Origin of the sequence: Streptomyces sp. NPDC006872, from assembly GCF_040635845.1 — a bacterium.
In the GTDB taxonomy this organism is placed as follows: domain Bacteria; phylum Actinomycetota; class Actinomycetes; order Streptomycetales; family Streptomycetaceae; genus Streptomyces.
The window spans coordinates 201,453-221,874 of the sequence record NZ_JBEYIL010000014.1 but is presented as its reverse complement, the minus strand read 5'-3'; the positions used below and the strand labels follow the sequence as shown (position 1 = coordinate 221,874).

The window sequence follows — 20,422 nt, the reverse complement described above, 5'->3', positions numbered from 1 at the left end:
TGGCCGACGATCGGAGGGATCCTTAGGTTTCACGGTGGTTCTATCTGCTGGTTTGTGGAGGTGCCCCGTGCTGGGTCCCGTGATTCTTGCCGCGTCGCGCAGCGACCGGATGCGACGCCTGATCTCGGCGGCCCCGGTGACGAAACAGGTCGTGGACCGCTTCATCCCCGGTGAGACGGTCGACGACGTCGTCCCGATCATCGAGGAGCTCACGGCCGAGGGGCTGGAGCTGACGATGGACGTCGTCGGCGAGGACATCACCACCCCCGGGCAGGCGGCCGCCGCCCGCGACGCCTACCTGGCGCTGATCGACCGGCTCGGCGCGCTCGACCTCGGCGAACGGGTCGAGATGTCCGTGAAGCTGTCCATGTTCGGCCAAGCGCTCGACGGCGGCCACGAGCTGGCCCTGGCCAACGTCCGCCCGGTCGTGGAGGCCGCCGCCGCCATCGGCACCACCGTCACCCTCGACGCCGAGGACCACACCACCCTCGACTCGATGTTCGCCATCCACGACGCACTGCGGGAGGACTTCCCGCAGACCGGCTGCGTCATCCAGGCGTACCTCTTCCGCACCGAGGCCGACGCCCGCCGTCTCGCCGCGAACGGCAGCCGGGTACGGCTGGTCAAGGGCGCCTACAAGGAGCCCGCCGAAGTCGCCCACCAGCAGAAACGCGAGACCGACAAGGCGTACGTCCGGATCCTGAGGATCCTCATGGACGGCGCCGGGTACCCGATGGTCGGATCCCACGACCCGCGCCTGATCACCATCGCGCAGGAGCTCGCCCACCGCGCCGGCCGCAAGCTCGACGAGTACGAGTTCCAGATGCTCTACGGCATCCGGAGCGACGAGCACCTGCGGCTGGCCGCCGAAGGCCACCGCATGCGCGTCTACACCGCCTACGGCACCGACTGGTACGGCTACTTCATGCGCCGGCTCGCGGAGAAGCCGGCCAACCTGCGGTTCTTCGTCCGCAGCATGATCACCAAAGGCTGAGCCCGAACACCCGCTCAAGTTCAAGGAGTTACGGATCCCATGGACGCTGTGACCCAGGTCCCCACCCCCGTCAACGAGCCGGTGCACGGCTACGCCCCCGGCTCGCCCGAGCGCTCCCGGCTGGAGGCCAAGCTCAAGGAGCTGGCCGACAACCCGATCGAGCTGCCCTGCACCATCGGCGGCGAGCGGCGGATGGGCGGCGGCAAGCGGTTCGACGTCGTGCAGCCGCACCACCACAAGGCCCGCCTCGGCACCTACGCCAACGCCACCCGGCAGGACGCCCGGGACGCCGTCGACGCGGCCCTCGCCGCCGCGCCCGCCTGGCGCGCGATGTCCTTCGACGACCGCGCCGCGATCATTCTGCGCGCCGCCGAACTGCTCGCCGGTCCCTGGCGCGAGACGCTGGCCGCCTCCACCATGCTCGGCCAGTCGAAGACCGCCCAGCAGGCGGAGATCGACTGTCCCTGCGAACTGGTCGACTTCTGGCGCTTCAACGTCGCCTACGCCCGCCAGATCCTGGCCGAGCAGCCCCCGGCGAACTCGCCGGGCGTCTGGAACCGCCTCGACCACCGTCCGCTCGAGGGCTTCGTCTACGCCATCACGCCGTTCAACTTCACGGCCATCGCCGGCAACCTGCCGACCGCGCCCGCGCTGATGGGCAACGTGGTCGTGTGGAAGCCGTCGCCGACCCAGACCCACGCGGCCGTCCTGCTGCTGCAGTTGCTGGAGGAGGCCGGGCTGCCCAAGGGCGTCATCAACCTCGTCACCGGCGACGGCATCGAGGTCTCCGACGTGGCCCTGAACCACCGCGACCTGGCCGGCATCCACTTCACCGGCTCGACCAAGACGTTCCAGTACCTGTGGAAGACGGTCGGCGCCAACATCGAGAAGTACCGCTCCTACCCGCGGCTGGTCGGTGAGACCGGCGGCAAGGACTTCGTCGTCGCCCACCCGAGCGCCGACCGCGCGGTTCTCAAGACCGCCCTCACGCGCGGCGCGTTCGAGTACCAGGGCCAGAAGTGCAGCGCGACCTCGCGCGCCTACATTCCGGCGTCGATGTGGAACTCCGGCTTCAAGGAGGAGTTCGCCGCCGAGGTCGACCACCTCACCATGGGTGACGTCACCGACCTCGCCAACTTCATCGGCGCCGTCATCGACGAGCGTTCCTTCGCCAAGAACAAGGCCGCCATCGACCGTGCGAAGGCGGACCCGACCTGCACGATCGTCGCGGGCGGCTCCTACGACGACTCGGTCGGCTGGTTCGTCCGCCCGACCGTCGTCGAGTGCACCGACCCGGCGAACGAGGTCTTCACGACCGAGTACTTCGGCCCGTTCCTCGCCGTGCACGTCTACGAGGACGACGCCTACGACGAGATGCTGACGCAGATGGAGTCGGTGTCCGACTACGCGCTCACCGGCTCGGTCATCGCGAACGACCGCGCGGCCGCCGCGTACACGATGGAGAAGCTGCGCTACGCGGCCGGCAACTTCTACATCAACGACAAGTCGACCGGCGCCGTCGTCGGCCAGCAGCCCTTCGGCGGCGGCCGTGCCTCCGGCACCGACGACAAGGCCGGCGCCCCGCAGAACCTGATGCGCTGGACGCTGACCCGCGCCATCAAGGAGACCCTGGTCCCGCCGACCGACTACACGTACCCGCACATGGGCTGACACCCACTCAGCCCTACCCGGTCGCCGGTCACACTCTTCGCCATGACAGACATGACAGACATGACGGAGAGCGTGACCGTGAAGGCCGACGACGGAGTGCGGCTGTGGGCCGCGCGGTCGGGCCGCGGCGAGGCGGGCGAAGCCCTGGTGCTGTGCCACGGCGGGCCCGGGCTGTGGGACATGTTCGAGGACGTGGCCGCCCTGCTCGACGACCTGGCGCCGGTGATCCGCTGGGACCAGCGCGGCTGCGGGCGGTCGGAGCGCTGCGCCGGACCGTGGACCACCGAGCGCTTCGTGGCCGATCTGGACGCCGTACGACGGCACTTCGGCCTCGAACGGATGGCGCTGCTCGGTCACTCCTGGGGCGCGCAGCTCGCGCTGAGCTATGCGCTGGCCCACCCGGAACGCGTCGGCGCGCTGCTGTACGTCAGCGGTACGGGCATCGACCCGGTGTCCTCCTGGCACGGGCCGTTCGGCGAGAACTTCCTCGCCCGGCTCGGGGAGGCGCCCGAACGGCTCGCCCGCTGGCGGGAGCTGCCGAAGGAGGACCCCGAGCGGGCCGTGCTCCAGTGGTCGATCGAGTTCGAGGACCGGGACCGGGCGCTGGAGCACGCCGGACGCATGGCCGACCCCTGGTTCGGGATCAACGTGGAGTGCAACGACGCCCTGAACGCCGAGACCGGACGCGCCTGGGGCGCCCCCGAGCTGTACACCGCCTGCCAGGCGCTCGACGTGCCCGTGACGATCGTCGACGGCGCCCGCGACATCCGGCCGCGTTCGGCGGTCGACTCGCTGAAGCGGGCTCTGCCGCGGGGACGGCGGGTGATCTTTCCGGAGGCCGGGCACCTGCCGTGGGTGGAGCAGCCGAGGGGCTTCCGGGAGGCCGTGGCGGCGGCCCTCGACGGGGGCGCCGTCTCAGATAGTAGGAAGTCCGAGTATTTGTAGAGACAGGCGCGCGCTCCTCGCTTAGCTTTGTAGGAGCCGAACGTCTCGCTCGATCAAGCGAATGGCGGTCGTGAGCCGGGCCCCGTGCAGGCAACCCCTGCGGCCCGCTCCCCGCCCACCGGCGTCTCGCACCCCCCTTCAGCACTCCCTGGAATTCGAAGGAGTCGATTTCCCATGGCCGAGACGACCGTCCGCCGCCGAGTCCGTCACGTCTCCGGTACGAGCGAGTCCGACCGCAAGAACGCCGCCGCCGCCCTCCAGCGCGCCCTCGACCGCCGTGACAACGGCGGCGAGACCGGCCACTGAGCCGAACTGGGCAGAGCTGAGCCGATACGCGCCGATCGGCGCTGAGCCGAGTCGAGTCGAGTCGGCCGCAAGTCCGGGAGCCGCACCCGCACGGGGTGTGGCGCGGGCCCCGAACGGGACTTCGGGACCCGCGCCGCACCTCGACTCCGCCGTCCGTATGGCGGACAGTTCATGTCATCCCATGGGACGGAGGAGTAGGGTTCCCGCATGTCTCGCAGCCTCAATCTCGCAGTGATTCCCGGTGACGGCATCGGCCAGGAGGTCGTGGCCGAAGGTCTCAAGGTCCTCTCCGCCGTCCTCCCGCAGGATGTGAAGCTGGAGACCAAGGAGTACGACTTCGGCGCCCGGCGCTACCACGCCACCGGTGAGACCCTCACCGACGCCGACGCCGAGGCGCTCAAGCAGCACGACGCCATCCTGCTCGGCGCGATCGGCGACCCGAGCGTCCCGTCCGGCGTCCTGGAGCGGGGCTTCCTGCTCAAGCTGCGCTTCCTCTTCGACCACCATGTGAACCTGCGTCCCTCGAAGCTCCTCCCGGGTGTCGCCACCCCGCTGGCCGGCCAGCCCGAGATCGACTTCATCGTGGTCCGCGAGGGCACCGAGGGCCCGTACACCGGCAACGGCGGCACGATCCGCAAGGGCACCCCGCACGAGGTCGCCACCGAGGTCTCCGTGAACACGGCCTTCGGCGTCGAGCGCGTCGTCCGGGACGCGTTCGCCCGCGCCCAGGCCCGCCCCCGCAAGAAGCTGACGCTGGTCCACAAGAACAACGTGCTGGCCTTCGCCGGTCACCTGTGGACGAACGTCTTCAACCAGGTGGCCGAGGAGTTCCCCGAGGTCACCACCGACTACATCCACGTCGACGCGGCCACGATCTACCTGGTCACCGACCCGGGCCGGTTCGACGTCATCGTCACCGACAACCTCTTCGGCGACATCATCACCGACCTCGCCGCGGCCGTCTCCGGCGGCATCGGCGTCGCCGCGAGCGGGAACATCAACCCGTCCGGCGAGTTCCCGTCCATGTTCGAGCCGGTGCACGGCTCGGCCCCGGACATCGCCGGCCAGGGCAAGGCCGACCCCACCGCCACGGTCCTGTCCGTCGCCCTGCTGCTGCGTCACCTCGGCCACGAGGCGGAAGCGGTCCGTATCGAGGAAGCCGTCTCCGCCGACCTGGCGGAGCGCGGTTCGCTGCCCGCGCGCAGCACCTCCGAGATCGGTGACGCGCTCTCCGTACGAGTAGCCGGCTGACCCCGCGCTGCACGAAACCTTTCGAAGCCGCCGGGTCGCATCCGCACCCGGCGGCTTCTCGTATGTCCGGCCGGGTGCCACCATCAACCCTGGGTCGCATTCACGCCGTTTTCTTCCTCGGACCCCGCTTGCGATAATCGAACGCGGAGCCGCGGTATGAGGGAATGCTCGGACGTCCTAGCACCGGCCACCGGCCGTTCGGACGTGAGCGCGGCCCGTCACTACACAACCGGTGAAGGACAACCACTCATGACGACGCCCACGATCGAGCTCAAGCCCTCCGCCAGCCCGACCTCCACCGCCGAGCGGCAGGCGATACTGGCGAACCCCGGTTTCGGCCGCCACTTCACCGACCACATGGTGACGATCAAGTGGACCGAGGGCCGCGGCTGGCACGACGGCCAGCTCGTTCCGTACGCGCCGATCCCCCTGGACCCGGCCACCATGGTCCTGCACTACGCGCAGGAGATCTTCGAGGGCCTGAAGGCCTACCGCCGCCCCGACGGCTCCGTCGCCACCTTCCGCCCGGACCAGAACGCCAAGCGCTTCCAGCGCTCCGCCCGCCGCCTGGCCATGCCCGAGCTACCGGTCGAGACGTTCATCGAGGCGTGCGACGCCCTCGTCGGCCAGGACAAGGACTGGGTGCCCGCGCACGGCGGCGAGGAGTCCCTCTACCTGCGCCCCTTCATGATCGCGACCGAGGTCGGGCTGGGCGTGAAGCCGGCCAACGAGTACCTCTTCCTGGTCATCGCCTCGCCCGCCGGCGCCTACTTCCCGGGCGGTGTGAAGCCCGTCTCCATCTGGGTCTCCGAGGAGCACGTCCGGGCCGTCCCCGGCGGCATGGGCGACGCCAAGACGGGCGGCAACTACGCCGCCTCCCTGCTCGCCCAGGCCGAGGCCGCCGAACAGGGCTGCGCCCAGGTCTGCTACCTCGACGCGGTCGAGCGCAAGTGGGTCGAGGAACTCGGCGGCATGAACCTGTACTTCGTGTACGAGGACAAGATCGTCACCCCGTCCCTCACCGGCTCCATCCTGGAGGGCGTCACCCGCGACAGCCTCCTCACCGTCGCCCGCGACCTCGGCTACCCGGCCGAGGAGGGCCGCGTCTCCGTCGACCAGTGGCAGCGCGACTCCGAGAACGGCACGCTGAAGGAGGTCTTCGCCTGCGGCACCGCCGCCGTGATCACCCCGGTCGGCACGGTCAAGCGCACCGGCGGCGAGTGGCGGCAGTCGGACGGCGAGCCCGGCGAGGTCACCCTCAAGCTCCGCCAGGCCCTGCTGGACATCCAGCGCGGCACGGCCGAGGACCGGCACGGCTGGATGCACGAGCTGGGCTGACACCCTTACGGGTGATCGCCGGTGGGCGCATTGCTCGCATTCTGAGACACCCGTGAGCGCGGGGGCGGTCTGTGCCAGACTGCCCCCGTGCTCTCGTTCGCCATGATTATTGGCAGCAGGCGCGCCGGTCCGCAGTGACCGCTCCGTACGACACGGTACGAGCGGACATCGTGTCCTCGACCCGCGCGCAGACCTCTCGCACCCGCGAGAGGTTTTTCGCTTTTCTGGCCCACCCGCAGCCGGGAGCGAGAGCGCGAGGGACCATGGGGGGATGGTGGAGCCGGTCATTCCGGTAACGACCGAGATCCAACACAGGAGCCTTCAGACCATGACCGAAACCAGCGAACTCGACGACTCCTTCCACGTCTTCGACACCACCCTGCGCGACGGCGCGCAGCGTGAGGGCATCAACCTCACCGTCGCCGACAAGCTGGCCATCGCCCGGCACCTGGACGACTTCGGAGTGGGCTTCATCGAAGGCGGCTGGCCCGGCGCCAACCCCCGGGACACCGAGTTCTTCGCCCGCGCGCAGGCCGAGATCGACTTCAAGAACGCGGCGCTGGTCGCCTTCGGCGCGACCCGCCGGGCCGGCGCCAAGGCGGCGGAGGACCCGCAGGTCAGGGCGCTGCTGGAGTCGGGCGCCGGGGTGATCACCCTGGTCGCGAAGTCCCACGACCGGCATGTCGAGCTGGCCCTGCGCACGACGCTGGACGAGAACCTGGCGATGGTCGGCGACACGGTGTCCTTCCTGAAGAGCCAGGGCCGCCGGGTCTTCGTCGACTGCGAGCACTTCTTCGACGGCTACCGCGCGAACCCGGAGTACGCCAAGGCGGTCGTCCGGGCGGCCGCCGAGGCCGGCGCGGACGTGGTCATCCTCTGCGACACCAACGGCGGCATGCTCCCCGCGCAGATCCAGGCGGTCGTCTCCACCGTCCTCGCCGACACCGGCGCCCGCCTCGGCATCCATGCCCAGGACGACACCGGCTGCGCGGTCGCCAACACCCTCGCCGCGGTGGACGCGGGCGCGACGCACGTCCAGTGCACGGCGAACGGCTACGGCGAGCGGGTCGGCAACGCCAACCTGTTCCCGGTGGTCGCCGCCCTGGAGCTGAAGTACGGCAAGAAGGTGCTGCCCGAGGGCCGGCTGCGCGAGATGACCCGGATCTCGCACGCGATCGCCGAGGTCGTCAACCTCACGCCGTCCACGCATCAGCCCTACGTGGGAGTCTCGGCCTTCGCCCACAAGGCGGGCCTGCACGCCTCGGCCATCAAGGTCGACCCCGACCTCTACCAGCACATCGACCCCGAGCAGGTCGGCAACACCATGCGGATGCTGGTCTCCGACATGGCCGGCCGCGCCTCCGTCGAGCTCAAGGGCAAGGAACTCGGCGTCGACCTGGGCGACGACCGCGAAGTGGTCGGCCGGGTCGTGGAGCGGGTCAAGGAGCGCGAGCTCAAGGGCTACACCTACGAGGCCGCGGACGCCTCCTTCGAACTCCTGCTGCGCGCCGAGGTCGAGGGCAAGCCGCTGAAGTACTTCGAGGTCGAGTCCTGGCGCGCCATCGTCGAGGACCGCCCCGACGGCACCCACGCCAACGAGGCCACGGTCAAGCTGTGGGCCAAGGGCGAGCGGATCGTCGCGACGGCGGAGGGCAACGGCCCGGTCAACGCCCTGGACCGCGCGCTGCGCGTGGCCCTGGAGAAGATCTACCCCCAGCTGGCCAAGCTCGAGCTGGTCGACTACAAGGTCCGCATCCTGGAGGGCGTGCACGGCACCGAGTCCACCACCCGCGTCCTGATCTCCACGACCGACGGCGCCGGCGAGTGGTCCACGGTCGGCGTCGCCGAGAACGTCATCGCGGCCTCGTGGCAGGCCCTGGAGGACGCGTGCACCTACGGGCTGCTGAAGGCGGGCGTGGACCCGGCGGAGTAGTTCCCCGTCCACGGCATGTCTGGTATCGGTGGGTTTCGGGTAGCTTCGAGGTATGAAGGTCGCGACCTCGACCCGGCCTCCCCGAGGCCTCACCGGACTGCTGTTCGCACTGGCGCTCGCCGTCCTGACGGTCCTGACCGTGCTGTCGGCGGGCGCCCCGCGAGCCACCGCGGCCTCGACCGACCTCTCGACCATCGCCGACTCGCTCCGTAAGAGCCCGGTCTACGTCGACCCCGACGCGAGCGCCCAGCTGTCCCAGGCGGACGCGCACGCGCTCCAGAAGCAGATCGAGGACGCGGACAAGCCCCTGTTCATCGCCGTCCTGCCCGCCGGTCACCCCACGGCGGACCTCTTCACCGACCTGCGCACCGCCACCGGCGTCACCGGCCTCTACGCGATCCGCCTCGGCGACCGCTTCGACGCCCGCGCCGACTCCTCCGTCATGTCGCGCACGGCCGTGCAGAACCTGGTCACCAGCGTCCGGGGCGAGAGCGACGCCAAGACCCAGCTGGACGACTTCACCGACCGTGCGCTGGCCAACATGGGCGGCTCGGCCCCCGCGAGCTGGAGCTCCTCGGGCGGCGACGGCGTCTCGACCACCGCGCTGATCGCCGCGGGCGCGGTCCTGGTGGCCGGCGGCGCGGGCGCGTACACCCTCGTGCGGCGCAACCGCCGGCGTCACGAGCAGGAGCAGCGGGCCTCCCTCGAACGGCTGCGGGTCGTCGTCGACGAGGACATCACGGCCTTCGGCGAGGAACTCGACCGGCTGGACTTCCACCCCTCCGAGCCGGGCGCCGACGACCTGATGCGCGCCGACTACGAACGCGCCCTGGACTCCTACGAGCAGGCGAAGTCGCTCATGGGAGCGGCGACGAGACCGGAGGACGTCCGCGCCGTCACCGAGGCCGTGGAGGGCGGCCGCTTCTCCCTCGCCCAGCTCGCCGCCCGCCGTGCGGGCCGGCCGCTGCCGGAGCGCCGTCCGCCCTGCTTCTTCGACCCCCGCCACGGGCCCTCGGTCACCGACGCCACCTGGACGCCGTCCGGCGGCGCGACCCGCGAGGTCCCGGTCTGCGCGGCGGACGCGACCCGGCTGGCCGACGGCCGAGACCCCGTGATCCGCGAGGTCGACAGCGACTACGGCCGCCGCCCGTACTGGGAGGCCGGCCCCGCCTACGGACCCTGGGCGGGCGGCTACTTCGGCGGCGGCATCCTGCCCGGCCTGCTCGTCGGCACGATGCTCGGCTCCCTCATGGCCACCCCGTCGTACGCCTCCGACTACGGCGCCGGCTACGGCGACTTCGGCGGCGGATACGAGGGCGGCGACGTCTCCGGCGCCGACTTCGACGCGGGCGACTTCGGCGGCTTCGGCGGTGGGGGAGGGGACTTCGGCGGGGGCGGCGGGGGCGACTTCGGCGGAGGGTTCTGAAGACCCGGGCAGGACCCGGGGAACGGGCACGGGCCCGGCGCAGGTCGGCGCCGGGCCCGTGGCCTTCGTACGAGGTTCTCGCTGGTGAGCGCGGCTCACGGCAGCGACGGTGCCTGCGTCAGAGCGTGGCGGCCGCGGCGGTGATCGCCGAGGCGAAGGTGGACACCTCGGAGTAGACGCCGGGGGCGTTGGCCCGGGCGCAGCCGATGCCCCAGCTCACGATGCCGACCTGGACCCATGCGTTGGCGGCGTCCCGGCGGAACATCGGGCCGCCCGAGTCGCCCTGGCAGGTGTCGGTGCCGCCGGCCGCGTAACCGGCGCAGATCTCGTCGCTGGCGACGAGCCCGCTGTAGCCGCTGTACGCACGACAGGTCGCGTCACTCACGAACGGCACGGTGGCCTTGAGCAGGTAGCGCTGCTGGGCGCCGCCCTCGGTGGCCGAACCCCAGCCGGCGATGGTGAAGGTGCCGGTGTTGTACTGCGTGGTGGTGGCGATGTTCAGGGTGGACTGGGTGGTGATGGGCGAGGCGAGCTTGATCAGCGCCCAGTCCTTGCCGTTGCCGTTGTAGCCGGGGGCCCGGTACACGTACGTGGACTTGACCTGGACCCGGCCGGTGGTGGACTGCAGGTCCACGACGCCGGCGGTGGCGGTGATGCTGGTGTTGGCGCCGGTCCCGCTGACGCAGTGCGCGGCGGTGAGCACGATCTGCTGGGTGAGGAGGGACCCGCCACAGCCCATGGAGAGCCGGACCATGAACGGGAACTCGCCCTGCGCGGCACGGGTTCCGCCGACGACGGGCGAGGGGGCGGCCTGTGCGGCCGAGACGGGCTGGAGGCTGGCGATCGCGAGGGCGGCCGCGCCGACGGCGGCGAATCTCTTGAACGCCGTGAGGAGCTTCTTCAAGGTGCTGCCTTCCGTGGGGGGTTGAGTTTGGCGTGATCATGTCAAATCGATGGACAAAGAAATGCCCATGCGCTGGCATGGTCAGGTCAAATCTGTTGTTGGATTATGAGAAGGCTGTGAGCCCTTGCACAAGGGGGCTGATTCAGCCACGCCCGGCAGCGGGGGCGGCAGGGCCGTGGGCGGGGGCAGGAGCGAGACCGGCGAGCGCGCCGAGGGGCTCACCGCTCAGCCGGCAGACCTTCCACTCCTCCAGGAACTCCACCCCGAGCGACTTGTAGAAGTCGATCGCAGGCTGGTTCCAGTCCAGCACCCACCACTCGAAGCGCTCGTAACCCTTCTCCCGGCAGAGCGCGGCGAGAGCGGCGAGCAGAGCCTTGCCGTGGCCGCCGCCGCGGGCCTGCGGCCGGACGTAGAGGTCCTCCAGATGCATGCCCCGGGTCCCGGTCCAGGTGGAGAAGCGGGGGAACCACAGGGCGAACCCCAGCACCTCGCCCGTGCCGCCGTCGTCCTCGGCGATCAGGGCGAAGGCCGCGGGATGCTCCCCGAACAGCGCATCGCGCAACTGTTCCTCGCCGGCCCTGGCCTGCTCGACCGCCCTCTCGTACGCGGCGAGCTCCCGGATCATCGCGCGGATCTCCGGTACGTCGTTCGGGGTGGCGGCTCGGATCATGCGCAGGATCATGGGCGACCGCCGCGAGCCGTGTCCACGCAATTCCGCCCCTCGGACGGAGGAGCCGCGGCGGCTGGTCCAGAAGGACGGTTCCAGGCCTCTGGAGGACAGGTCGCAAGTCCGCGAGGCCCGACCGGCGGCCGCGCTCGCGAAGTCGGCGGAGGCGGCCGCCGGTTCCGGGTGAGCGGGGTCGCGGTTCTCGGCGGACCGCCGTCAGTCCTGGGCCGCCGCCTTGGCGAAACCGAGCAGGGCCTCGAAGTCGATCGCCCCCGGATCCCCGTGCGCGTTCTCGGGGACGTGCATATGCCCGCACACCCCCTTGAACCCGTTCCACCGCTCCCCGGTCATCCGCTGCCCGCCGCCGTTCCCCGCCGACTTCGGGTACGCCGGCCACAGCGTCGGCCCGCGCAGCGGCACGTCGTGGTGGATGTGCATCCACGCCAGGTACTGGGCGACGGCGCGCAGCGCCCACTCCGGGGCCTTCGGCCAGTACATGTGGGCCTGCCCGCGGGCCTTCCACTTGGCGTGCAGATCGGGGTCGCAGGTGCCGACGAGTTCCGCCTGGCAGACGTTCAGCGTGTTCGTCTCGACGCCGCCCTTGCGGTTGGCCAGCGCACGCGAGGAGACGTCGATGTCGAAGTGCTGGTACCACTTCAGCCGTCTGGCGGCGAAGTCCGGCACCGCCGTCAGGTTGGGTGCGACGGCGCCGCCCTGGTAGTCGGGCAGCGAGCCGCCTTCCGTGGTGTGCAGGACGATGGCGTTGACCTCCATGCGGTCGCCGCCGAAGTCGTCCTGGTACCAGTGGTCGCGGTTGGCGCCGGGGTAGTGCTGGGGTCCGGTCCTGGTGCTCATGCCTCGTGACTGTGACACGGAACACAGCGAGGGGCCGGAAGCTCTTCGCTTCCGGCCCCTATCCGCCGATTTCTTCTGAAATGGGCCGCATGCTTAGGCGTTCTTGATCGCCGAGATGTCGAAGTTCAGCTTGATCTTGTCGGAGACCAGCACGCCACCCGTCTCCAGCGCGGCGTTCCAGGTCAGGCCCCACTCGGAGCGCAGGATCTCGGCCTTGCCCTCGAAACCGACGCGCTCGTTGCCGAACGGGTCCGTGGCGGCGCCGTTGAACTCCAGGTCGATGCTGAGCTGCTTGGTGACCCCGAGGATGCTCAGGTCGCCGGTGATGCGGTAGTCGTCGCCGCCCAGGGCCTCGGCGGAGGTGGAGCGGAAGGTCATCGTCGGGAACTCGTCGGTCTTGAAGAAGTCAGCGCTCTTGAGGTGGCCGTCGCGGTCGGCGGACCCGGTGTCGACGCTCTCCATCGTGACGTCGATGGTGGCGGTCGAGCGGGAGGGGTCGGCGCCGTCCAGGTGCAGCGTGCCGGTGAAGTCGCCGAACTTGCCCTTGACGTTGGTGACCATCGCGTGGCGGGCGACGAAGCCGATCGCCGAGTGCGCCGGGTCGATCGAGTACTCGCCGGTCAGGGCGGCGAGCTCGGGGTTCACCGTGCCGGTCGCGGGGGTGGCGGCGGCGGTGGTGGTCTCGTCGGTGCTCTTGCGGCCGAAGATGCCCATGACGTGCTCCTTGGGGACGGGGAAGATCGTTTCGGGGACGGGGAAGATCGTTGATGTTTAATCTTCAACGAGGTCAACATGGGAGACCGTAGACCTATTCCGTTCAACATTCAACTTAATCCGCGGAGTGTCTCCTGTTGCTTCCGAGGATGCCTCTCCTGCACTAAGGTCGGTGCCCGTGAATCGTCGTCCGGGGCTCGGTTCACCCCGGGGATGGCATCCGCGGGCAGGAATTGTGAGCTGGGTCTCAGCGTCCGGGTTTGTTCGACCCCTACAAGCTCTTGGCCCTCTGAGCAGTCGGAACGGCTGCATGCCGGTCGGGTTCTGTTCAGGGGTACCAGGAAATGGCTCCGGAGACTGTACGGAGTCGACGTCTCTCTTTCCTTGGCGAGCTTCGTAAGGTCGCTACATGACCGTTTTGGAAGAGACGACGGGTGAGCCGACCGGGGAACCCACGGACGCGCGCGGCCGGGTGGCCGAGCTGCTGGAGATCCGTGCCCAGGCGCTGGCCGGCCCGAGCGAGCGGGCGACCCAGGCGCAGCACGCCAAGGGCAAGCTGACCGCCCGGGAGCGGATCGAGCTCCTCGTGGACCCGGGGTCCTTCCAGGAGGTCGAGCAGCTGCGCCGGCACCGGGCGACCGGCTTCGGCCTGGAGTCCAAGAAGCCGTTCACCGACGGCGTCATCACCGGCTGGGGCACGGTCGAGGGCCGCACGGTCTTCGTCTACGCCCATGACTTCCGCATCTTCGGCGGCGCGCTGGGCGAGGCCCACGCCACGAAGATCCACAAGATCATGGACATGGCCATCGCGGCCGGCGCCCCGCTGGTCTCCCTCAACGACGGCGCCGGCGCCCGTATCCAGGAGGGCGTCTCCGCCCTCGCCGGCTACGGCGGCATCTTCCAGCGCAACACCCGCGCCTCCGGTGTGATCCCGCAGATCAGCGTGATGCTCGGCCCCTGCGCCGGCGGCGCGGCCTACAGCCCCGCCCTCACCGACTTCGTCTTCATGGTCCGCGAGACCTCGCAGATGTTCATCACCGGCCCGGACGTCGTCAAGGCGGTCACCGGCGAGGAGATCACCCAGAACGGCCTCGGCGGCGCCGATGTGCACGCTGAGACCTCCGGCGTCTGCCACTTCGCGTACGACGACGAGGAGACCTGCATCGCGGAGGTCCGCTACCTCCTCTCGCTGCTCCCGCAGAACAACCGCGAGAACCCCCCGCGCGTCGAGTCGAGCGACCCCGCCGACCGCCGCAGCGACGTCCTGCTCGACCTGGTCCCGGCGGACGGCAACCGTCCGTACGACATGACCAAGGTCATCGAGGAGATCGTCGACGACGGCGAGTACGTGGAGATCCACGAGCGCTGGGCCCGCAACATCATCTGCGCGATGGCCCGGCTCGACGGCCGGGTCGTCGGCATCGTGGCCAATCAGCCGCAGTCCCTCGCGGGCGTCCTGGACATCGAGGCGTCGGAAAAAGCTGCACGCTTTGTCCAGATGTGTGACGCTTTCAATATCCCGATCGTCACCTTCCTGGACGTCCCCGGATTCCTCCCGGGCGTCGACCAGGAGCACGGCGGAATCATCCGGCACGGCGCGAAGCTGCTCTACGCCTACTGCAATGCGACCGTGCCGCGGATCTCGCTGATCCTGCGCAAGGCGTATGGAGGCGCCTACATCGTCATGGACAGTCAGTCCATCGGCGCCGACCTCACCTACGCGTGGCCGACGAACGAGATCGCCGTGATGGGTGCCGAAGGCGCCGCCAACGTCATCTTCCGACGTCAGATCGCCGAGGCCGAGGACCCCGACGCCATGCGGGCCCGCATGGTCAAGGAGTACAAGTCCGAGCTGATGCACCCGTACTACGCGGCGGAGCGCGGTCTGGTCGACGACGTCATCGACCCCGCCGAGACCCGCGAGGTCCTCATCAAGTCCCTGGCCATGCTCCAGTCGAAGCACGCGGATCTGCCCTCGCGCAAGCACGGCAACCCCCCGCAGTAACCCGACGGATCCCCTGCGGAAACCTCATCCACGGAGACTTACACACATGAACGCTCCCGACATTCGCGTCGAGAAGGGCCACGCCGAGCCCGAGGAAGTCGCCGCCATCACGGCGATCCTCCTGGCCCGCGCCGCCGCCCAGCCCTCCACCGCCGACACCCACCGAAGCCGCCCCAAGGCCGGCTGGCGCCGCCTGGAGCGCGAGGGCGGCTTCCGCGCCCCGCACAGCTGGCACTGAGTGTGAAACGACGGAAGGGCCCCTCTCGCAAGAGAGGGGCCCTTCCGTCGTGCTTGTGCTTTTAAGGGGCGCGGGGCTGTATCGATATGCGGCTCCGCCGCGCGGGCGCGACCAGCCACAGGGCTGCCCGCAGACGGCACACAACCGTCAGAGGCAGCCCAGTGGCCGCAGGAACACCTACCGCAAGCGAGCCATCAACGCATGCTCCACGAGAGTGATGAGCGCCGACTTCGCGTCCGCACGATGCCGCGCGTCCGTCGTGATGATCGGTGTGTCGGGGCCGATCTGCAGCGCCTCGCGCACCTCGTCCGGGTTGTACGGCTGGTTCCCGTCGAAGCCGTTCAGGGCGATCACGAACGGCAGACCCGAGTTCTCGAAGTAGTCGACCGCGGGGAAGCAGTCGGCGAGACGGCGCGTGTCCACCAGGACGATCGCGCCGATCGCACCGCGCACCAGGTCGTCCCACATGAACCAGAAGCGGTCCTGGCCGGGCGTACCGAAGAGGTACAGGATCAGGTCCTGATCCAGGGTGATGCGGCCGAAGTCCATGGCGACCGTCGTGGTCGTCTTGTCCCCGGTGTGGGTGAGGTCGTCGATGCCCGCCGACGCGGACGTCATGACGGCCTCGGTACGCAGCGGATTGATCTCCGAAACAGCCCCGACGAACGTGGTCTTGCCCACGCCGAAGCCGCCCGCCACCACGATCTTCGCGGAAGTGGTGGAGCGGGACGGACCCCCGCTAGAGCTTGCGAAGTCCACTGAGCACCCTTTCGAGCAGTGTCACGTCTGGCTGGCCGCCGGCGTTCTCGTCGCCGCCGGGCTGATGGATGGCGACCAGGCCCGCCTCCGCCAAGTCGGCGACGAGGATCCTGGCCACGCCGAGGGGGATGGTCAGCAGCGCCGAGATCTCGGCGACCGACTTGATCTCTCGGCAGAGGTTGCAGATCCGCTGATGCTCGGGCAGTTGGCCCTGCATCTGGTGCGGCTGCGCAGTGGTGTGCACCAGCGCCTCGATGGCGAGCTGGTAACGCGGGCGGGTCCGGCCACCGGTCATGGCGTACGGACGCACCAGCGGGTTGTGCGCCGCTCCGGCGGGCGCCGGCTCGGGGGAGCGGCGCTGCGGCTGCACCGGCTGGATACGCGGTGCCTGCGGCTGGTCGTACGGCGACGGCCCGGGGCCCTGCGGGCTCTGGGGTGCGTACGGCCGCTGCTGGCTGGGCGCGGAGGGGAAGTTGTAACGGTTCGGGTTCTGGGAACCGTCGCCCTGGCCCTGGGCAGGGCCGTACGACCAGTTACCCGAATTCGAACCGCCTGGGGGTGTTGCCACTTTCTCTCCTCCTCCGACTGTGCCTGGCACCCATCACGTGGACGCCGCGTCCCGAAACCCTACGGCCTCGGGACGCCAAAACGCACCGTCCGTCTGTTAGTTGAGAAGGCTCCCTTGGAGCTCCGCACGAAGGTCGGGCGTCAGGACCGAACCTGCTCGGTCCACCAGAAGTGCCATCTCGTACCCAATGAGGCCGATGTCCGCCTCCGGGTGGGCGAGAACGGCGAGCGAGGAACCGTCGGAGATGGACATGAGGAAGAGGAATCCCCGCTCCATCTCCACAACCGTCTGGTTCACGCTGCCTCCCTCGAAGATCCGGGAGGCGCCTGCCGTCAGGGACGTCAGACCGGAGGCCACGGCCGCGAGCTGGTCGGCTCGGTCGCGGGGGAAGCCTTCGGACATCGCCAGAAGGAGTCCGTCGGCGGAGACCACCACCGTGTGGGACACCCCCGGGGTGTTGTCCACGAAGTTGGTGATCACCCAGTTCAGGTTCTGTGCCGCCTGGCTCATCGGGCTCACACTAACGCTCCTGGTTGTAGGTGCTGTCAGGACCGAGGCCCTGGCCGTTCGTTTCACTGCTGCCTGCGCTGCGGCCGCGCTGCACGCCGCGACGCAGGTTGCTCAACCTGCCCCGGACGTCCTCCGGAGCGCGGGAGACCTGTGGGCCTCCCTGGGGGGTGTTCTCGGCCGCGCCCTCGACCAGGTTGGCCTTGGGCACCCGCCGCGGCAGACCGGAGGAGGTGACCCCGCCCGCCTTGGGCTTCTTCAGAGCGGAGGCCTGCTGCCAGCGCTCGTCGTTCGCCGAACGCCAGACGTCGCCGCCGCCGTTGCTCTCCGGGGTGGAGGCCGGCGCTTCCTGCTTCGCGGGCCGGGCGCCGTTAGAACCGCTTGCGGTGGATCCGCGGCGGGGCAGACCGGCGTCGGTCAGCGCATGGGGGGCGGAGGGGGCCGGTCCCGGACGGTCGAAGCCTACGCGGTTGTGCTCAGCCGCGTCAGCGACCGCCGTGGACTCCGCTTCCGGAGCGTACTGGTCCGGGTAGCCGTTCTGGTAACCGTTGGAGTGGCCGTTGGTGTGGCCGTTCTGCTGGGGCCAGTCGTCCTGGTAGGGCTGCTGCTCCTGGTACGGCTGGAAGCTCTCCTGGGCGCCCGCGGGAGCCGCCGTCCGGTCCTCCTGGACGGGTTCCGCATACGCCGGGTCGGGGTAGCCGCCGTTCGCGGTGAACGAGTCGCCGCCCTGCGGCGCACCGCCGTTCGGCGCGAAGTACTGGTCGTCGTACGCCGGGCGCTGCTGCTCCTCGTACGCCGTCTGCTGGTCGAACGAGCCGGGCGCCTCGGCATAGCCGGTCGCACCGCTGTCGTAGCCGGCCCGCGCGCCGTTCTGAGCGGGGTCGTAGCCGTTCGCGCCGACGTCGTAGGCCGACGGCTGACGGTTGGCGTCGAAGCCCTCGCCGTACGCCGGCGCCTCGCCGGACTGCGGCTGCGCGCTCTGCTGGTCCGGCTGGCCCGTGGGGGTCTCCAGGGCCGCACGGCGTTCCTCGCGCTGCAGGGAGCGCCCCACCGGGTCCAGCTCGCGGATGTCGTCGGGGACCTCGTAGCGGCTGTCGTCGAAGCCCAGCTCGGCGGCGGTGCGCATCGGCAGACCGTTGCTGAAGTCCTCGCCGCCGAAGCCCTGCGCCTGCTGCTGCTCCGGGATGATCTGCGAGACCGTGAACTCGTCGCGCGGCTGCTGCTGGTCGCCGCCGCCACCGTGGGTGATGGCGTCCGGCAGCATGACCAGCGACGTGGTGCCGGCCTGCTCGCCCGAGGGGCGCAGCTGGACCCGGATGCCGTGCCGGTCGGACAGCCGGCCGACCACGAACAGGCCCATGCGCTGCGAGATCGCGGCGTCCACCGTCGGCGGGTTGGCCAGCTTGTGGTTGATGTCGGCGAAGTCCTCGGCGGTGAGGCCGATTCCCTTGTCGTGGATCTCGATCATGACCCGACCGTCGGGGAGACGGGTGGCCGTGACCCGAACCTTGGTCTGCGGGGAGGAGAACGTCGTCGCGTTCTCCAGCAGCTCGGCGAGCAGGTGCACGAGGTCGGTCACGGCACGGCCGTGGATCTCGGCCTCCGGGACGCCCGACAGCTCGATGCGCTCGTACTGCTCCACCTCGGAGGAGGCGGCGCGCAGCACGTCGACCAGCGGCACCGGCTGGTCCCAGCGGCGGCCGGGCTCCTCGCCGGCGAGGACCAGGAGGTTCTCGCCGTTGCGGCGCATACGGGTGGCCAGGTGGTCCAGCCGGAAGAGGTTCTCCAGCTGGTCGGGGTCGGCCTCGTTGTTCTCCAGGTCGGTGATCAGGGTCAGCTGGCCCTCGATCAGGGACTGGTTGCGGCGCGACAGGTTGGTGAAGATCGCGTTGATGTTGCCCCGCAGCAGGGCCTGCTCGGCGGCCAGCCGGACCGCCTCACGGTGGACCTGGTCGAAGGCGCGGGCGACCTCGCCGATCTCGTCCGTGGTGGTGATCGGGATCGGGGCCACCCGGGTGTCGACCCGGCCGGGGTCGGTGCGGGAGAGCTGGTCGACCAGCATCGGCAGCCGCTGCTCGGCGATGCCGAAGGCCGCGTTGCGCAGCTGGCGCATCGCCCGGCTCATCTGGCGGGCCACGGCGCCGGCGAGGATGAACGCCAGGAGCAGGGCGACGACGACGGCGGCACCGGTGATGATCGCGGAGGTCTTGGCGTCAGCGGCGATGTCCGAGGCCTCGGTCACGGCCTTGTCGGCCATGTCCGACTCGATCTGCCGGTAGGCGTCGTACTTGAGAGTGGTGACCGCCCACCAGTTCTCCTTGCTGATGCCCTTCTCGGCGAGCCCGGCGCGCTCGGCGCCCGAGGTCGTCTCCATCGTGGAGATGGCGCCGACCATCGTGGTCGGGTCGGACGGCGGCGGAACGTAGTCCGGGTCCTTCTGCTTCGCCTCGGCGGCCTGTGCGGCGCCGTCGGACTTGATCTTCGCCGAGGCCTCGCTCAGCTTCTGCGCGTCGGCCTCGGTGCCACCGCCGATGTACTCCTCGACGGCGATGCCCTCGAGGTAGGCGTAGGAGGAGAGGGAGACCTTCTGCTTGGCGAAGTCGGTGTCCTCGGGACCCGGCTTGATCAGCAGGTGCATGCCGATCGAGCGTTCCAGCGACAGCGAGGCCTTCGTCAGCGCGATCGCGTAGACGGTACGACCGTAGGAAGTGATGTTTCCGGTGCCCAGACCGAGTTCGTTGGAGAACTCCATCAGAGGGTGGGCGACCTGGGTGTAGCCCTCTTCGGTCTGCACGCCGGTGAGCTTGGCGGTGTAGGCGGCCGCGCGCAGCGTCGTCAGCTTGGTCTCCGCGGTGCGGAACAGCTGCAGTCGGCGCTCCAGTCCGGCCGTGGCCGGCATGCTCTGCGCGGCTTCGTCGAAGGCGTCGGCGGCGGTGTCGGTGGCCTTGCGGGCCGCGGTGACCGTCGCGTCGGTCCGCTTGCCCGCGAGGAGGGGCGCGGCCGAGATGTCGCGCTCCTTGTAGAGGGCGTCGCCGTAGCTCAGCGCGGCCCGGACCAGGCGCGCGGTGTTCTCCGCGTCCTCGGCCTCCTGCCAGGTGTCGATCGAGCTCTTCACCTGGAAGCCGCCCATGACCAGGCCGACCACCACGGGTATGAGCAGGATCGCGTTCAGCCGGGTCGGCACCCGCCAGTTGCGCGGGGAGAGACGGCCGCCGCTCTTGGGAGGTGCGGCCGTCGGCTCGGATCCGGGCACAGGGGCGGACGCCGCTCCGCGCGGCGGCGGCGTGAAGTTGCCCCGGGCCGCCGGCTCGGGACTTTTCTTGCTTCGCCTCACTCGACCA

Annotated in this window: 18 protein-coding genes; 10 read left to right on the top strand and 8 right to left on the bottom strand. The window is 70.0% G+C overall.

The genetic code is table 11. The features are described from left to right. Positions 1–67 precede the first annotated feature (67 nt). The 8 genes from ABZ725_RS35600 (at position 68) to ABZ725_RS35565 (ending at position 9,864) form a co-directional block, all read left to right on the top strand. On the top strand, positions 68–994 hold the full coding sequence (locus ABZ725_RS35600) for a proline dehydrogenase family protein (protein WP_358806550.1): 927 nt from the start codon (positions 68–70) through the stop codon (positions 992–994). 39 nt (positions 995–1,033) lie between these two features. Further along, a complete protein-coding gene (gene pruA / locus ABZ725_RS35595) occupies positions 1,034–2,665 on the top strand; it encodes an L-glutamate gamma-semialdehyde dehydrogenase (RefSeq protein WP_358806549.1) in 1,632 nt (543 codons plus the stop codon). Between the two features lie 42 nt (positions 2,666–2,707). Then, positions 2,708–3,610 carry an alpha/beta hydrolase gene (locus ABZ725_RS35590; RefSeq protein WP_358806548.1) on the top strand — a complete coding sequence of 301 codons (903 nt, stop codon included), beginning with the start codon at positions 2,708–2,710 and terminating at the stop codon, positions 3,608–3,610. Between the two features lie 174 nt (positions 3,611–3,784). Next, positions 3,785–3,916: a hypothetical protein gene (locus ABZ725_RS35585; RefSeq protein WP_351911685.1), complete on the top strand. Its 132-nt coding sequence runs from the start codon at positions 3,785–3,787 to the stop codon at positions 3,914–3,916. Between the two features lie 207 nt (positions 3,917–4,123). Continuing rightward, positions 4,124–5,167: a 3-isopropylmalate dehydrogenase gene (locus ABZ725_RS35580; RefSeq protein WP_358806547.1), complete on the top strand. Its 1,044-nt coding sequence runs from the start codon at positions 4,124–4,126 to the stop codon at positions 5,165–5,167. Between the two features lie 249 nt (positions 5,168–5,416). Then, positions 5,417–6,505 carry a branched-chain amino acid aminotransferase gene (locus ABZ725_RS35575; RefSeq protein WP_358806546.1) on the top strand — a complete coding sequence of 363 codons (1,089 nt, stop codon included), beginning with the start codon at positions 5,417–5,419 and terminating at the stop codon, positions 6,503–6,505. A 328-nt stretch (positions 6,506–6,833) separates the two neighbouring features. Next, positions 6,834–8,438, top strand: coding sequence for a citramalate synthase (gene cimA / locus ABZ725_RS35570; protein WP_358806545.1), 1,605 nt, complete (start codon positions 6,834–6,836; stop codon positions 8,436–8,438). 52 nt (positions 8,439–8,490) lie between these two features. Next, positions 8,491–9,864 carry a hypothetical protein gene (locus ABZ725_RS35565; RefSeq protein ID WP_358806544.1) on the top strand — a complete coding sequence of 458 codons (1,374 nt, stop codon included), beginning with the start codon at positions 8,491–8,493 and terminating at the stop codon, positions 9,862–9,864. 118 nt (positions 9,865–9,982) lie between these two features. Here the strand turns inward: ABZ725_RS35565 and ABZ725_RS35560 are convergent, their stop codons facing one another. The 4 genes from ABZ725_RS35560 to ABZ725_RS35545 form a co-directional block, all read right to left on the bottom strand. Further along, the gene (locus ABZ725_RS35560; RefSeq protein WP_358806543.1) at positions 9,983–10,768 is read right to left on the bottom strand and encodes a serine protease; all 786 of its coding nucleotides are present in this window, start codon (positions 10,766–10,768) and stop codon (positions 9,983–9,985) included. A 142-nt stretch (positions 10,769–10,910) separates the two neighbouring features. After that, positions 10,911–11,438 (bottom strand): GNAT family N-acetyltransferase, encoded by a 528-nt coding sequence (locus tag ABZ725_RS35555; RefSeq protein WP_358806542.1) that lies wholly within the window; start codon positions 11,436–11,438, stop codon positions 10,911–10,913. Positions 11,439–11,651: 213 nt separating this feature from the next. Then, positions 11,652–12,290 (bottom strand): hypothetical protein, encoded by a 639-nt coding sequence (locus ABZ725_RS35550; RefSeq protein ID WP_358806541.1) that lies wholly within the window; start codon positions 12,288–12,290, stop codon positions 11,652–11,654. A 93-nt stretch (positions 12,291–12,383) separates the two neighbouring features. Next, positions 12,384–13,004 carry a YceI family protein gene (locus ABZ725_RS35545; RefSeq protein ID WP_358806540.1) on the bottom strand — a complete coding sequence of 207 codons (621 nt, stop codon included), beginning with the start codon at positions 13,002–13,004 and terminating at the stop codon, positions 12,384–12,386. Between the two features lie 409 nt (positions 13,005–13,413). Here ABZ725_RS35545 and ABZ725_RS35540 point away from each other — a divergent pair, with 409 nt between their 5' ends. Then, on the top strand, positions 13,414–15,009 hold the full coding sequence (locus ABZ725_RS35540) for an acyl-CoA carboxylase subunit beta (RefSeq protein ID WP_351911676.1): 1,596 nt from the start codon (positions 13,414–13,416) through the stop codon (positions 15,007–15,009). Positions 15,010–15,055: 46 nt separating this feature from the next. Further along, positions 15,056–15,247: an acyl-CoA carboxylase subunit epsilon gene (locus ABZ725_RS35535; protein WP_351911675.1), complete on the top strand. Its 192-nt coding sequence runs from the start codon at positions 15,056–15,058 to the stop codon at positions 15,245–15,247. A gap of 177 nt (positions 15,248–15,424) precedes the next feature. On the opposite strand, the gene ABZ725_RS35530 is transcribed toward ABZ725_RS35535, so the two are convergent. The 4 genes from ABZ725_RS35530 to ABZ725_RS35515 all read right to left on the bottom strand — a co-directional run bounded on the left by ABZ725_RS35530 (position 15,425) and on the right by ABZ725_RS35515 (position 20,415). After that, on the bottom strand, positions 15,425–16,006 hold the full coding sequence (locus tag ABZ725_RS35530) for an ATP/GTP-binding protein (RefSeq protein ID WP_026248371.1): 582 nt from the start codon (positions 16,004–16,006) through the stop codon (positions 15,425–15,427). Continuing rightward, complete coding sequence (locus ABZ725_RS35525) at positions 15,987–16,574, bottom strand: DUF742 domain-containing protein (RefSeq protein ID WP_351911674.1); 588 nt, start codon at positions 16,572–16,574, stop codon at positions 15,987–15,989. Before ABZ725_RS35525 ends, ABZ725_RS35530 begins: the two co-directional genes overlap by 20 nt. Before the next feature lie 96 nt (positions 16,575–16,670). Then, positions 16,671–17,084: a roadblock/LC7 domain-containing protein gene (locus ABZ725_RS35520; protein WP_037737006.1), complete on the bottom strand. Its 414-nt coding sequence runs from the start codon at positions 17,082–17,084 to the stop codon at positions 16,671–16,673. 10 nt (positions 17,085–17,094) lie between these two features. Beyond that, positions 17,095–20,415, bottom strand: coding sequence for a nitrate- and nitrite sensing domain-containing protein (locus ABZ725_RS35515; RefSeq protein WP_358806539.1), 3,321 nt, complete (start codon positions 20,413–20,415; stop codon positions 17,095–17,097). Between the last annotated feature and the right edge of the window lie 7 nt (positions 20,416–20,422).